Genomic DNA, 13,979 nt, shown 5'->3' with positions numbered 1-13,979 from the left:
AATATAGGTTTATTTAGCATGAGAAAAGGAGTGAGATGGAACTAAATAAGGTTTATTTAGCGATTCCTCTCACCCCTAAAAGAGATGGTTTCCTATCAAAAAGTAAGGAAGATATTACATTTTCTCAGGCGCATCTACACCCAATAGACGAAGCGCTTCTTTCAAGACTACTGCTGTTGAGTAGCTAAGAGCAAGACGGCTATCGCGTTCTGGGCTTTCATCCAAGATACGAGTGTGAGCATAGTACTTGTTAAAGGCTTGAGCCAAGTTAATCGCATATTTAGCAATCAAGGATGGATCATAGTTTTCAGCAGCACGTTTCACGACACGAGCAAAGTCTTGGAGAAGTTTGATGATTTCCCAGCTTTCTGGGTCGCTCAAGCTGTATGTTGCATCTGCAGATGGTGTGAAGTTGGCTTTGCGAAGGATGGATTGGATACGTGCGTATGCGTATTGAACGTATGGTCCTGTTTCTCCTTCGAAGGATACCATGGCTTCAAGGTCAAAGTCATACCCGTTGCGACGGTCTGTCTTCAAGTCGTAGAACTTAACGGCACCAACACCGACTGCATGTGCTACTTCTTCCTTGTTTTCCAATTCAGGGTTCTTTTCTTCGATTTGCGCTTTGGCACGAGAGATGGCTTCTTGAAGAGTTGGTTCGAGTAGGATGATATTTCCTTTACGAGTTGACAATTTTTGGCGATTCTTTGTGACCAAACCAAAGTCAACGTGGATCATATCGTCGCTCCAGTCAAATCCCATTTTCTTCAAAACAGCTTTCAACTGACGGAAGTGGTTGGATTGTTCTTGACCGACAGCATAGATGTTTTTCACAAAGTTGTAAGTCCGTGCACGGTAGATTGCGGTTGCGATATCACGAGTGATATAAAGAGTGGCACCGTCTGATTTCTTAATCATAGCTGGTGGAAGGTTGACATCATCCAACTCAACGATGCTAGCTCCCTTAGACTCTTTTAACAAGCCTTTTTCTTCAAGGATTTGGACAGCTTCATCCATCTTGTCATTGTAGAAGGCTTCTCCGTTTAAGCTGTCAAATTCAACACCGAGGAGTTTGTAGATACGGTTGAATTCTACCAAGCTTTCGTCACGGAACCATTGCCACAATTCAGTCGCTTCTGGATCTCCATCTTCCAATTTCTTGAACCAGAGACGTCCTTCCTCATCCAAAGCAGGATCATTTTCGATTTCAGCATTGATGCGGACATAGAGTTTCAACAATTCATCGATTGGATTGGCTTCGACAGCTTCCTTGCTACCCCATTTTTTATAAGCGACCATCAAGAGACCAAATTGTTTACCCCAGTCTCCCAAGTGGTTGATTTTAATGGTGTTGTAGCCCATTTTGCGGAAGATATTTGAAAGAGCATCTCCGATAACGGTTGAACGCAAATGACCAACTGAGAAAGGTTTTGCAATATTTGGACTAGAAAGGTCGATGGTAATATTTCCTCCATGTCCTTCGTCTTGCTGACCGTAGTCTGCACCTGCTTCGATAACAGATTTGATGACTTGATCAGAGATTTGTGATTTGTCCAAGAAGAAGTTTACATAAGGTCCAGTTGCAACGACTTTTTCAAAGTGAGAGGCATCGATTTTTTCCGCAATATCAGTAGCAATCGCTTGAGGAGCTTTGCGTTCGATTTTAGCCAAAGAAAAGGCAGGAAAGGCGATATCTCCGAGGTCTGAAGATTTTGGTTGCTCTAGTAAATTTAAGATAGTTTCTTGGTCTAAGCCTTCAATGACTTTTGCCAATTCACTTGCAATAAGTTCTTTATGATTCATAGTAGCTCCTTTGGTCTTTTGTTACTATTCTATCACAAAATTCGGCCTTTCTTCAAACTTTTTGGTATAATCAAAGTATAATTATTCAAAAGTGGAGCAAAAATGAAAAAAGATGAACGTCAGCTTTTGATTCGAGAAATTATTCAACATGAGAAGTTATCGACGCAAAAAGACATTCAAGACCGCCTAGATAAAAGAGGGGCGGGAGTGACCCAGACCACCTTATCCAGGGACCTAAGAGAAATCGGTCTGATCAAGGTAAAAGAAAAGGGTGGCCTCTATTATAAATTAGCAGACGAACCAGATCGAACAGATATTTTTAGACTGATTGCTCAATATGCACAAGTGGTCTCGAGAGCGGAGTTCACATTGGTTGTTCGGACGGAGCTGGGAGAAGCGGCTATTTTAGCCAACGCAGTCGATGAGATTTTGGATGATCAAATCCTTGGTACCGTGGCAGGTGCCAATACCCTCTTAATTGTTTGCAAGGACCAAGAAGTAGCACAAACAGTCCAGCAGACCATTCTCCAACATTCTAGTCACTAGTCAAGGGCGAGGGACCAGTCCAGAAAGGGATCGGCCCTCCTTTTATGTCAGTTTAGAGTTAGAGTAAGCACTCAAAATGAATGCAATGATATAGAAAAGGAGCGATATGGCAGCAGAAAAAATATCACCTGGCATGCAGCAATACCTAGATATCAAAAAAGACTATCCGGATGCTTTTTTGCTCTTTCGGATGGGGGATTTTTATGAGCTCTTTTATGAAGATGCCGTCAATGCAGCACAGATTTTAGAGATTTCTTTGACCTCTCGGAATAAAAATGCAGAAAATCCGATTCCCATGGCTGGAGTTCCCTATCATTCGGCCCAGCAGTACATCGATGTCTTGATCGAAAAGGGCTATAAGGTGGCTATTGCAGAGCAGATGGAAGATCCCAAGCAAGCCGTCGGTGTGGTCAAACGGGAAGTGGTCCAAGTCATTACTCCGGGGACCGTTGTCGATTCGACCAAGCCAGACAGCGCCAACAACTTCCTGGTAGCCTTGTCTCATGATGAGACGGACTATGGCCTTGCCTATATGGACCTAGTGACCGGGGAGTTTCAGGTCACCAGTCTGTATGATTTTGCCATGGTCTGTGGGGAGATTCGCAACCTACGGGCGCGGGAGATTGTCCTGACCTACTCCTTGTCAGAAATGGAAGAAAGAGTTCTTCTCGGCCAAATGAACCTCTTGCTCTCCCCTATCTCAGAAGTGGCGGAGGATGTCCAACTTTTAGGGGCTGAATTGACTCATTTGGAGAGAATAGCGGCAGGAGGCCTGCTCCAATATGTCCAGGAAACCCAGAAGCGGGAACTCCACCATATCAAGCCTGCTCATCACTATGAAGTCCGTGATTTCTTGCAGATGGATTATGCGACCAAGGCGAGTTTGGACTTGACAGAAAATGCTCGGACTGGCAAGAAACATGGCAGTCTCTACTGGCTCCTAGATGAAAGCAAGACAGCTATGGGAGGCCGTCTCTTGCGGGCTTGGATCCAGAAGCCTTTAATGGATCGCCATCGGATCGAAGAACGCCAAGAGATTATCCAGGTCTTCTTGGACCATTTCTTTGAGCGAAGCGATCTGGCAGATCGTCTCAAGGGTGTCTATGACATCGAGCGCTTGGCCAGTCGGGTTTCCTTTGGTAAGACCACTCCCAAGGACCTCTTGCAGTTGGGCGAAACCCTACGCCATGTTCCCTTGATCAAGTCGCTCTTGGTCGAGATGGGAGAGCCGGTGCTAGACCTCCTCATCGCCCAGTTAGATGAGCTACCAGAGCTTTGCCGTCTCATCGAAGCTGCGATTGATCCGGATGCCCCGATTGTTCTAACAGAAGGCAATATCATCCGTACCGGCTTTGACCCAACTCTGGACCAGTACCGTGTCGTCCTCCGGGAAGGGACCGGCTGGATTGCAGAGATTGAAGCTAAAGAACGGGAGGCCAGTGGCATCACCGGACTTAAAATTGACTACAATAAAAAAGATGGCTACTATTTCCATGTGACCAATTCCCAATTATCCCGTGTGCCAGCTCATTTCTTCCGCAAGGCAACCTTGAAAAATTCTGAGCGCTTTGGGACAGAAGAACTGGCTCGGATCGAAGGGGAGATGCTAGAAGCTCGGGAACAGTCGACTAGCCTAGAGTATGCGATTTTCCTACGGATCAGAGAGGAAGTCGGCAAGTACATCCAGCGCTTGCAGTCCCTAGCCCAAGCCCTAGCAACGGTGGACGTCTTGCAAGGCTTGGCCTGTGTGGCTGAAAGACAACAACTGACCCGGCCAGTCTTCCAAGAGGCGCGTGATATCCGGATTGAGAAGGGTCGTCACCCAGTTGTTGAGAAGGTGATGGGAGCTCAAAGCTACATCCCCAACAGCATTTCTATGGATGAGACCTGTGATATCCAGTTGATTACGGGGCCCAATATGAGCGGGAAGTCCACCTATATGCGCCAGTTGGCCATCATTGTCATTATGGCTCAGCTTGGTTCTTTTGTACCGGCACAGGCAGCGACCCTTCCTCTCTTTGATGCCATTTATACCCGGATTGGGGCTGCAGATGACTTGGTGTCCGGCCAGTCGACCTTTATGGTTGAGATGATGGAGGCCAACAATGCCATTCGCCAAGCGACTCCGGCTTCTCTTATCTTGTTTGATGAGTTGGGGCGGGGGACAGCGACCTATGATGGGATGGCCTTGGCTCAAGCCATCATCGAATACATCCATGACCGGACAGGGGCCAAGACGCTCTTTGCCACCCACTACCATGAGCTAACCGACTTGGAGCAGACCCTATCTCGCTTGCGCAATGTCCATGTCGCTACCTTGGAGAAGGATGGCCAAGTGACCTTCTTGCACCGGATTGAAGAGGGACCGGCGGATAAATCCTATGGAATCCATGTGGCCAAGATTGCAGGCCTGCCAAGCGATCTCTTGAAGCGGGCAGATACTATCTTGAGTCAACTAGAAGGCCAAAGCCACGAAGTGTCGATGGCGACTCCAACACAGCAAGCCTCTCCAGAGCTTGGAGAACAGTTATCTCTGTTTGCAGCAGATGCCACTCATCCAGTACTAGAAGAATTAAAAACTCTCGATATCTACAACATGACCCCGATGGAAGTCATGATGGCAGTTGCTGAGATGAAAAAGAGAATTTAAAAAACAGTTCATTCGAACTGTTTCAGATTGAAGACAAAGTAATTTTAAAAACTTTCCTTAGGTGAGTACGGACGTCAGCGAACTTCGTAGAAGTTCCATGACTAATCATTGAGCCTAAGGTCTCAATGATCCCGAGTGCCTGAAACACAGTTGTTTCAGGCACTTTTCTCACAGCGGAAAGTTTTTCATCTTCTTGAATGACTAAAAAATAAAAGTCATTTTTTTGAATTCTTCAGGCTTTCCCTTGCAACTGTTGGTTGATCTCTTCTACTTTTTTCTTGTAAATGCGATAAGAAACAGCCCAGATAACCAAGTACACAAGGCTAAACTCTATAATGACGGAGATGTAGAAGCTGATTTGGATTGGGAACCAGCCTCCCAAGGTTGCCAAAGGTAGAAAACCAAAGAGCATCAAAAGGTAGTGGCTGAGGGTCGCACGGAGGAGGCTCCAGTCTTTGTTGAACAGGTTTTTTCCTAAGCTGAAGAGCAAGCCGATGCCAGCCCATATAAGGATACAATAGAGCATGACAAGGGATCCATGCACGTCGTGGGCTTGCATCCATTGTCCAACGCCTGAACTTGGACTGAGAGGCATGTAAGTGGAAGGTGAGTTTAGGAAAGAAAAGACGATAGAGAGGGTAAGGCCGATGAAGATGCCTTTAGAGGCATTCGATAGATGAGTCTTTAACATGATAATTTCTCCTTAATAGCTTTTAAATAGCGACGAGACGAATAGGTGATGGTCCCGTTTTTCAGATTGATTTGGACCGATCCGCTGCTGGTAAAATGCAGATGATCGATTTCTTTGGTATTGATAATTTCAGATTGGGAAATTTTTAAAAAGTAGATGGGCAAGTCTTCAGAGAGTTGGTAGAGGGGACCGGTGAGGATGAAGTGGTCATCCTTTGTTTCCCCAACGACTTGACGGTTTTCAATATAGAACCGATGAAACAAGTGGGTCTCTACAAGATAGGTTTCCCCATCCTTTTTCGCTCGCAAGCGTTCCTTCTGGTCCAATTCCTCTATGAATTGTTGGACTTTCTGGATGTGTTCGCTAGGTTGTGGCGCTGTGATGGCTACGCCTTCTTCTTGAAAATGGGGGTCAATGGTAACTGTTACTTTCATACAAATCCCTTCTAAGTGATTGACGTCAGGTAAGCGATCCGCTAGCAGGACCTCTTGCTTACAATTCTATTAAACACTTTTTCAGGCATCAAGACAAGGTTTTTCGCATATTCGGTCATTTTCTCTGTTTATCTGGTAGAAGACGGTATCTTTAATGGAGCTGGAGCACAAGGTTTTATAAAGGGAGGGCTTCCTTGTAGATATGGTATAATAGTTCTACCTATGCGCGTATAAAACATAAGAGGGGAAGCTATGTCACAGATTATCGAATTACCAGAAATTCTAGCCAATCAGATCGCTGCCGGTGAGGTCATTGAGCGCCCTGCTAGTGTGGTCAAGGAACTGGTTGAAAACTCCATAGATGCGGGAGCTAGTCAGATTGTCGTAGAGATCGAAGAAGCTGGCTTAAAGAGCATTCAAATCACGGATAATGGACAAGGGATTGCCCATGAGGAAATGGAATTAGCCCTTCGTCGCCATGCCACTAGTAAGATCAAGAGTCAAGCCGACCTCTTTCGCATTCGGACACTAGGCTTCCGTGGCGAGGCCTTGCCGTCTATTGCCTCTGTCAGTGTCATGACCATCCTGACAGCTCAGGAAGGAGCTAGTCATGGGACCAAGCTAGAGGCTAAAGGGGGGGGAATCACTTCTCTTGAGCCAGCGACTAGCCCTGTGGGGACTAAAATCACAGTTGAGGACCTCTTTTTCAATACACCAGCCCGCCTCAAATATATGAAGAGCCAACAGGCAGAGTTGTCCCATATCGTCGACATTCTCAACCGCCTGAGTCTGGCTCATCCAGAGATTGCCTTTACCTTGATCAATGACGGCCATGAAATGACACGGACGGCAGGAACGGGGAATCTCCGTCAAGCCATCGCAGGAGTCTACGGGCTCGCTACCGCTAAGAAAATGGTTGCCATCGAGACAGGTGATTTGGACTTTGAAGTGTCGGGCTTCGTCTCTTTGCCAGAATTGACCCGGGCCAATCGCAATTACATTAGTCTCTTTATCAACGGTCGTTACATCAAGAATTTCTTGCTCAATCGGGCCATCTTGGATGGCTACGGCAGTAAACTTATGGTCGGACGCTTCCCAATAGCAGTGATTAATATCCAGATTGACCCCTATCTAGCCGATGTCAATGTCCACCCGACCAAGCAAGAGGTGCGCATTTCTAAAGAACGAGAACTAATGGCCTTGATCTCCCAAGCGATTGTCTCCGCTTTGAAAGAGCAGGATCTGATTCCAGATGCTTTGGAAAATCTAGCCAAGTCGACGCTTCGTCGAACAGAAAAACCAGTCCAAACCAGCCTCCCTCTAAAAGAAAATAGCCTCTATTACGACCGAGACAAGGGAGACTTCTTTGTCCGTCCAGAGGTCGGGGAATCCCAGCCAAGTGGTGAATTGACCCCAGAGCAAACGGTTCTCTTTGCCTCAGAAGAGGGAAATCAGGAGGCTAAATCACCAGCCATCAAATTTGCGGAGCGAAAGGCGCCTCAGTATGATCAACTGGACCACCCAGAGTTGGATCTAGCTAGTCTAGATAAGGCTTATGACAAGTTGGAAGGAGAAGAACATTCGACCTTCCCAGAGTTGGAATATTTCGGTCAGATGCATGGGACCTATCTCTTTGCCCAAGGCAATGGGGGTCTTTACATCATTGACCAGCATGCGGCCCAAGAGCGGGTCAAATACGAAGAATACCGGGAGAGCATCGGGGACGTAGACGGCAGTCAGCAACAACTGCTGGTGCCTTATATCTTTGAATTCCCTGCAGACGATCTGATCCGCCTGCAACAGCGTAAACACCTTCTAGAAGAAGTGGGTGTCTACTTAGAAGAGTACGGAGCCAACCAGTTGATCTTGCGGGAGCATCCGATCTGGATGAAGGAAGAAGAGATCGAGTCGGGTATCTACGAAATGTGTGACATGCTCCTTTTGACTAAGGAAGTGTCCATCAAGAAATACCGGGCTGAGTTGGCCATCATGATGTCTTGCAAACGCTCCATCAAGGCCAATCACACACTGGACGATTACTCCGCACGTGATCTCATCTACCAACTGTCCCAATGTGACAACCCTTATAACTGCCCCCACGGCCGTCCGGTTTTGGTTAACTTTACCAAGTCCGATATGGAAAAGATGTTCCGACGCATTCAGGAAAATCACACCAGTTTACGGGAATTGGGCAAATATTAAACAAACAATAAAGGAATCTTATGTACGAATACATTAAAGGAATTTTAACGAAAATCACTGCCAAATACATCGTGGTAGAAACAGCTGGAATCGGCTATCTCTTGCATGTGGCCAATCCCTATGCCTACTCTGGCAAAATGAATCACGAGGTGCAAGTTTATCTGCACCAAGTGGTCCGTGAAGACGCCCACCTTCTTTATGGTTTTGCGACCGAAGAAGAGAAACAGCTCTTTTTAAACTTGATCTCTGTCTCTGGGATTGGACCTGTCTCAGCTCTGGCTATTATCGCTGCGGATGACAATGCAGGCCTTGTCCAAGCCATCGAAAGCAAGAATATCACCTACTTGACCAAGTTTCCGAAGATCGGCAAGAAAACAGCCCAACAGATGATCTTGGATCTGGAAGGTAAGATCAATCTTGACCTAGAAGATGCACCGGCTCAGACAAAAGCTAAGGCGACAGAAGAGAACCAAGCCTTAGAAGAAGCCATGGAAGCTATGTTGGCATTGGGCTACAAGGCAACGGAGCTTAAGAAAATCAAGAAATTCTTTGAAGGCACGACCGATACAGCAGAGAACTATATCAAGTCTGCCCTGAAGATGTTGGTGAAATAGGAGGTTCCTATGCCAAAACGTTGTGGCTGGGTTAAAATGAACAACCCACTATATGTAGCTTACCATGATGAAGAATGGGGTCGGCCCCTCCATGATGACCAGGTGCTTTTTGAGTTACTTTGCATGGAGACCTATCAGGCTGGCCTATCTTGGGAGACGGTGCTCAATAAACGGCAGGCTTTCCGAGAGTCTTTTCATGGCTATCACCTTCAAAGTGTCGCGGAGATGACGGATGAGGAACTGGAGGCTTTGATGGACAATCCAGCTATCATCCGAAATCGAGCCAAGATCTTTGCGACACGAGCTAATGCCCAAGCCTTTCTACAAGTCCAGGAGGAATTTGGATCGTTTGATGCCTATCTGTGGTCTTTTGTCGATGGGAAAACCATCAACAATGATGTTCCAGATTACCAGCAGGCTCCAGCGAAGACAGCTCTTTCTGAGAAGCTAGCCAAGGACCTCAAAAAGCGGGGCTTTAAGTTTACGGGTCCTGTTGCAGTTTTATCCTTTCTACAGGCTGCAGGTCTGGTCAATGACCATGAGAATGCTTGTGAATGGAAAAGTGGAAATAAGTGACGTTAGATGTCTAGAACATCTGAGAATATAGAAAAAAAGCTGAGAGTTCTATCTCAGCTTTCTTTGTTATAGTCAAAGCGAATGACTTGCTCCGTTGCATCTACATGGGCGTGGACTCCGAAGGGGACAATTGCTCTTGGAGTTGCGTGTCCGATATTCAGATTATAGACAATCGGGATATTGCTGTCAATGATATCCAATAGTGCCTCTTTATAGTCGTCATAGAAAGTTTCATCCATAGGTTTTCCGACCAAGAGTCCACTAATAACCTCGAATATACCAGTTTCCTTTAAAGTCCGCAACATCTTTTTGAAGTCTTCAGGATTAGGCTTTTCTTCGCTTGTTTCTAGCAATAGAATCTTTCCTTCCCAGTCGGATAAGTCAGGGAAAAGTTTGTATTTTTGGCAGAGGTCTGTGCTATCTGCGTGTAGAGAGTTGTCAAAAATATCATAGAGAGACTCAAGACAACCACCGAGGATTTCTCCCTCAAACTGAGCATTGCCTTGTAACAAGTCAAAACCTGTATTTGCATGGCTGACACGAGGTGTTCCCAAGGCTTTGGGACTAAAATCAGTCCGTTCCTCATACCAAACGTTACTAGGGCGAATTTCTGATATTTTTCCAGTCTCAATCAATTCTTTAAAGTAGTGGCGGCTATATGGCAACATTTCTTTGTCTAACTCACAAATGTCTGCTAGAAATGATTGGCCGTAAAAAGTCTTGATTCCTAGTTTATGCAACATGAGATGGTTCATGGTTGTATCTGAGAAGCCAAGAAAAATCTTTTGTTTGATAACCTTTTGTAGTTGGTCATTTTCAAAAAGATAAGGTAGCAAGCGATAGGTATCGTTTCCACCAATGGCGCATAGGATCATGTCGATGCTATCATCAGAAAAGGCCTGAATCAAATCCTCCGCACGAGCTTCGGGATGTTCTTTGATAAAGTCTAAGCCTTTTAGTGAATGAGGTAAAAAGATAGGGTTGAGTCCGAGGTCCTTGAGACGTTGAATACCCAAGTCCACTTCGTGCTTGACAAAGTCTTCACCCATAGTCCCACTAGATAAACTTATAATACCAATAGTAGAAGTCATATATTATCCTCCTAAAAATAAATTGATGCTATTGTATCATAAAAAATGATAGAAAAATATAAGGAATAGCGTTAGAGATACGATTTTATGTCAATAAAGTAATATAAAAACAACCGCTCGATGTGCTTACTTCAGAATATAGGCAAGCCCTTTTAGAAGTTGGTTACCATGTAGTTAAATCTCTTAGGAATATTGATGTAACGGAATTTATAAGAGTTTTTTACTTTATAATACTCTAAAAGAAAAAGATTGAAGAAACTTGCCTAAAATGAACTTTTTCTTCAATCTGTTTTTAAAATAATTTAGGAAATTGTGTTACAATGAAGAAAAATTACGAATAGTATAAGTGGAGGCGTTATGAAAGCAGAGATCATTGCAGTGGGAACTGAAATTCTCACAGGACAGATTGTCAATACCAATGCGCAATTCTTATCAGAAAAGTTGGCCGGTCTAGGGATCGACGTTTATTTCCAAACTGCAGTTGGGGATAATGCCGATCGTCTCTTGTCGGTTCTTAAGATTGCGCGTGATCGAAGTGATCTCGTCATCCTCACGGGAGGCCTCGGACCGACCGAAGACGACCTGACCAAGCAGACCCTAGCCCAGTTCTTGGGTAGAGACCTGACCTTTGATCCAGAAGCGATGGCCAAGTTGGACCGCTTCTTTGCCAGTCGGCCAGACCATGTCCGAACTCCCAACAATCTGAGACAAGCGCAAATAGTGACAGGCTCAACACCGCTCCAAAATCTGACTGGTTTGGCAGTGGGAGGGCTGATTGAAGTAGAGGGCGTTAGCTATGTGGTCTTGCCTGGTCCCCCTAGTGAATTGAAACCCATGCTTACTGATGAGTTAGTGCCTCTGCTAGCCACAGGCGAAAAGCTCTACTCACGCGTCTTGCGCTTCTTTGGAATCGGGGAAAGCCAGCTGGTAACCGTTCTAGCCGATGTGATTGATGGCCAGACTGATCCGACGGTGGCTCCTTATGCCAAGACCGGAGAAGTCACCTTGCGCTTGTCGACCAAGGCTGCGTCACAAGAGCAGGCTAATCAGAAATTGGATCAGTTGGAGCAAGTGATTCTCCAACATGAGACCTTGGATGGTCAAGCCTTGAGCCAGCTCTTCTATGGCTATGGTGATGACAATTCCCTAGCCAAGGTTGCTTTTGAACTCTTGCGCGAGAGAGGCTTGACTTTGACCGCAGCAGAGAGCTTGACGGCCGGGATGTTCCAGTCGACTCTGGCTAATTTCTCAGGAGCCTCAGCAGTCTTACCAGGAGGTTTCGTCACCTACAGCATAGAGGAAAAGAGCAAAATGCTCCAAATCCCCTTAGCTGAGTTGCAAGAACATGGAGTGGTTTCTGCCCATACAGCTGAGCGGATGGCAGCGCAAGCCCGTCTCTTGACAGGGGCTGATTATGGAGTCAGTCTGACAGGTGTTGCTGGTCCAGACAGTCTAGAAGGCCACCCAGCAGGGACCGTTTTTATTGGAATTGCAGGTCCAAAAGGAGTCCAATCGATCAAGGTCAATATCGCTGGCCGGAGTCGTATGGATGTTCGGAAAGTTGCAGTCCTCCATGCCTTTAATCTGGTACGCCGGACTGTATTATTAGATGAAAATTTGCTATAATAAAAAGAAGGTGTAAAACATTACGCTTTGAATATAGGAGAAAAGAATGGCGAAAAAACAGAAAAAATTAGATGATATCTCTAAGAAATTCGGAGATGAGCGTGAAAAAGCGCTCAATGATGCCCTAAAGTTGATTGAAAAAGACTTTGGTAAAGGATCCATCATGCGTCTGGGCGAACGCGCAGAGCAAAAAGTTCAAGTCATGAGCTCTGGTTCCTTGGCGCTTGATATTGCCTTGGGTGCTGGTGGCTATCCAAAGGGTCGGATCATCGAAATCTATGGACCAGAATCATCAGGTAAAACAACCGTTGCCCTCCATGCAGTAGCGCAAGCACAGAAAGAAGGAGGCATTGCTGCCTTTATCGATGCCGAGCACGCTTTGGATCCATCTTATGCAGCAGCTCTTGGGGTTAATATTGATGAACTCCTCTTGTCTCAACCAGACTCAGGGGAACAAGGACTTGAAATTGCTGGTAAATTGATCGACTCTGGTGCCGTTGACTTGGTCGTTATCGACTCTGTTGCTGCCTTGGTTCCACGCGCAGAAATCGATGGAGATATCGGTGACAGCCACGTTGGTTTGCAAGCTCGGATGATGAGCCAGGCTATGCGTAAGCTCGGAGCTTCGATCAACAAGACCAAGACCATTGCTATCTTTATCAACCAATTGCGTGAAAAAGTTGGGGTCATGTTTGGGAACCCTGAAACCACACCTGGTGGTCGTGCCCTGAAATTCTACGCTTCTGTTCGTCTAGATGTCCGTGGAAATACTCAAATCAAGGGTACTGGGGACCAAAAAGATACCAACGTTGGTAAGGAAACCAAGATCAAGGTTGTGAAGAACAAGGTGGCTCCACCGTTCAAAGAAGCCATGGTTGAAATCATGTACGGGGAAGGAATTTCACGTACAGGTGAATTGCTAAAAATTGCAACAGACCTTGATTTGATCCAAAAAGCAGGGGCTTGGTATTCTTATAACGGTGAGAAGATCGGCCAAGGTTCTGAAAATGCTAAGAAATACTTGGCAGACCATCCAGAAATATTTGATGAGATTGATCACCAAGTGCGCGTGCGCTTCGGCTTGATCGATGATGACACTGCTGTAGTTGCACAAGATGAAGTAGCTGAAAGCCCACTTCTTGAAGAAGTAACACTAGATCTTGATGATGCTATTGAGATTGAAGAGTAATTTTTTTCAAAATAGGTCGAAAGACTGATGGTTTTTATGGTATAATATACTACAATGTTATTATCGTGTGGCGAAAGGAGTGCATGCATGATTAAAATTTACACAGTTTCAAGTTGCACCAGTTGTAAAAAAGCCAAAACTTGGCTAAATGCTCATCAGTTGATCTATAAAGAACAAAACCTTGGTAAAGAAGGGATTACAAAAGAAGAATTACTCGATATTTTGACCAAAACAGAAAATGGGATTGCAAGTATCGTTTCTTCAAAAAACCGATACGCTAAGAATCTAGGTGTCGATATTGAAGATCTCAGCATGAATGAAGTCATCGATATCATCTTAGAAACACCACGAATCTTGAAAAGTCCTATCCTAGTGGATAACAAGCGACTTCAAGTTGGTTATAAGGAAGATGATATTCGCGCCTTTTTACCACGTTCTGTACGAAATGTTGAAAATGCGGAGGCTCGCTTAAGAGCAGCCCTATAAGAACAAGTAGCCAATCGTTTAGCTACTGAGAAGAGTCGAGATGTCAGAATCTCGACTTTTTCTTTTTTATC

12 protein-coding genes are annotated in these 13,979 nt (G+C 45.3%); 8 read left to right on the top strand and 4 right to left on the bottom strand.

Annotation, left to right across the window (positions count from 1 at the left end):
- Positions 1-114: 114 nt before the first annotated feature.
- Positions 115-1,803, bottom strand: coding sequence for an arginine--tRNA ligase (gene argS / locus QM873_RS06980; protein ID WP_414279057.1), 1,689 nt, complete (start codon positions 1,801-1,803; stop codon positions 115-117).
- A gap of 102 nt (positions 1,804-1,905) precedes the next feature.
- Between argS and argR the strand changes: the two genes are divergently transcribed.
- Together argR and mutS are read left to right on the top strand one after the other, a co-directional pair.
- Complete coding sequence (gene argR, locus QM873_RS06975; protein ID WP_414279056.1) at positions 1,906-2,349, top strand: arginine repressor; 444 nt, start codon at positions 1,906-1,908, stop codon at positions 2,347-2,349.
- A gap of 106 nt (positions 2,350-2,455) precedes the next feature.
- On the top strand, positions 2,456-4,999 hold the full coding sequence (mutS, locus tag QM873_RS06970; protein ID WP_414279055.1) for a DNA mismatch repair protein MutS: 2,544 nt from the start codon (positions 2,456-2,458) through the stop codon (positions 4,997-4,999).
- 232 nt (positions 5,000-5,231) lie between these two features.
- Here the strand turns inward: mutS and QM873_RS06965 are convergent, their stop codons facing one another.
- Positions 5,232-5,690, bottom strand: a complete 459-nt coding sequence (locus QM873_RS06965; protein ID WP_061564496.1) for a DUF3021 domain-containing protein — start codon at positions 5,688-5,690, stop codon at positions 5,232-5,234.
- The gene (locus QM873_RS06960; RefSeq protein WP_414279054.1) at positions 5,684-6,124 is read right to left on the bottom strand and encodes a LytTR family DNA-binding domain-containing protein; all 441 of its coding nucleotides are present in this window, start codon (positions 6,122-6,124) and stop codon (positions 5,684-5,686) included. The genes QM873_RS06965 and QM873_RS06960 overlap by 7 nt, the downstream gene beginning before the upstream one ends.
- 252 nt (positions 6,125-6,376) lie before the next feature.
- Here QM873_RS06960 and mutL point away from each other — a divergent pair, with 252 nt between their 5' ends.
- From mutL to QM873_RS06945, 3 genes are read left to right on the top strand one after another with little or no spacing between them, the layout of a single operon-like run.
- Positions 6,377-8,326, top strand: a complete 1,950-nt coding sequence (gene mutL / locus QM873_RS06955) for a DNA mismatch repair endonuclease MutL (protein WP_414279053.1) — start codon at positions 6,377-6,379, stop codon at positions 8,324-8,326.
- Positions 8,327-8,346: 20 nt separating this feature from the next.
- On the top strand, positions 8,347-8,940 hold the full coding sequence (gene ruvA / locus QM873_RS06950; RefSeq protein WP_414259988.1) for a Holliday junction branch migration protein RuvA: 594 nt from the start codon (positions 8,347-8,349) through the stop codon (positions 8,938-8,940).
- Between the two features lie 9 nt (positions 8,941-8,949).
- A complete protein-coding gene (locus tag QM873_RS06945; protein WP_414279052.1) occupies positions 8,950-9,516 on the top strand; it encodes a DNA-3-methyladenine glycosylase I in 567 nt (188 codons plus the stop codon).
- Between the two features lie 53 nt (positions 9,517-9,569).
- Here QM873_RS06945 and QM873_RS06940 read toward each other — a convergent pair whose 3' ends face one another.
- Complete coding sequence (locus QM873_RS06940) at positions 9,570-10,607, bottom strand: S66 family peptidase (protein WP_414279051.1); 1,038 nt, start codon at positions 10,605-10,607, stop codon at positions 9,570-9,572.
- 357 nt (positions 10,608-10,964) lie between these two features.
- On the opposite strand from QM873_RS06940, the gene QM873_RS06935 reads away from it, so the two are divergent.
- The 3 genes from QM873_RS06935 to spx all read left to right on the top strand — a co-directional run bounded on the left by QM873_RS06935 (position 10,965) and on the right by spx (position 13,908).
- Positions 10,965-12,233, top strand: coding sequence for a competence/damage-inducible protein A (locus QM873_RS06935; protein ID WP_414279050.1), 1,269 nt, complete (start codon positions 10,965-10,967; stop codon positions 12,231-12,233).
- Between the two features lie 46 nt (positions 12,234-12,279).
- Positions 12,280-13,422, top strand: coding sequence for a recombinase RecA (gene recA, locus QM873_RS06930; protein ID WP_125335103.1), 1,143 nt, complete (start codon positions 12,280-12,282; stop codon positions 13,420-13,422).
- Positions 13,423-13,509: 87 nt separating this feature from the next.
- Positions 13,510-13,908, top strand: coding sequence for a transcriptional regulator Spx (spx, locus tag QM873_RS06925; RefSeq protein ID WP_006595399.1), 399 nt, complete (start codon positions 13,510-13,512; stop codon positions 13,906-13,908).
- Positions 13,909-13,979 lie beyond the last annotated feature (71 nt).

The sequence above is a fragment of the Streptococcus australis genome, assembly GCF_047463015.1.
GTDB classification, from domain to species: Bacteria; Bacillota; Bacilli; order Lactobacillales; family Streptococcaceae; genus Streptococcus; species Streptococcus australis_F.
This window is presented reverse-complemented; position numbering and strand designations above follow the sequence as displayed.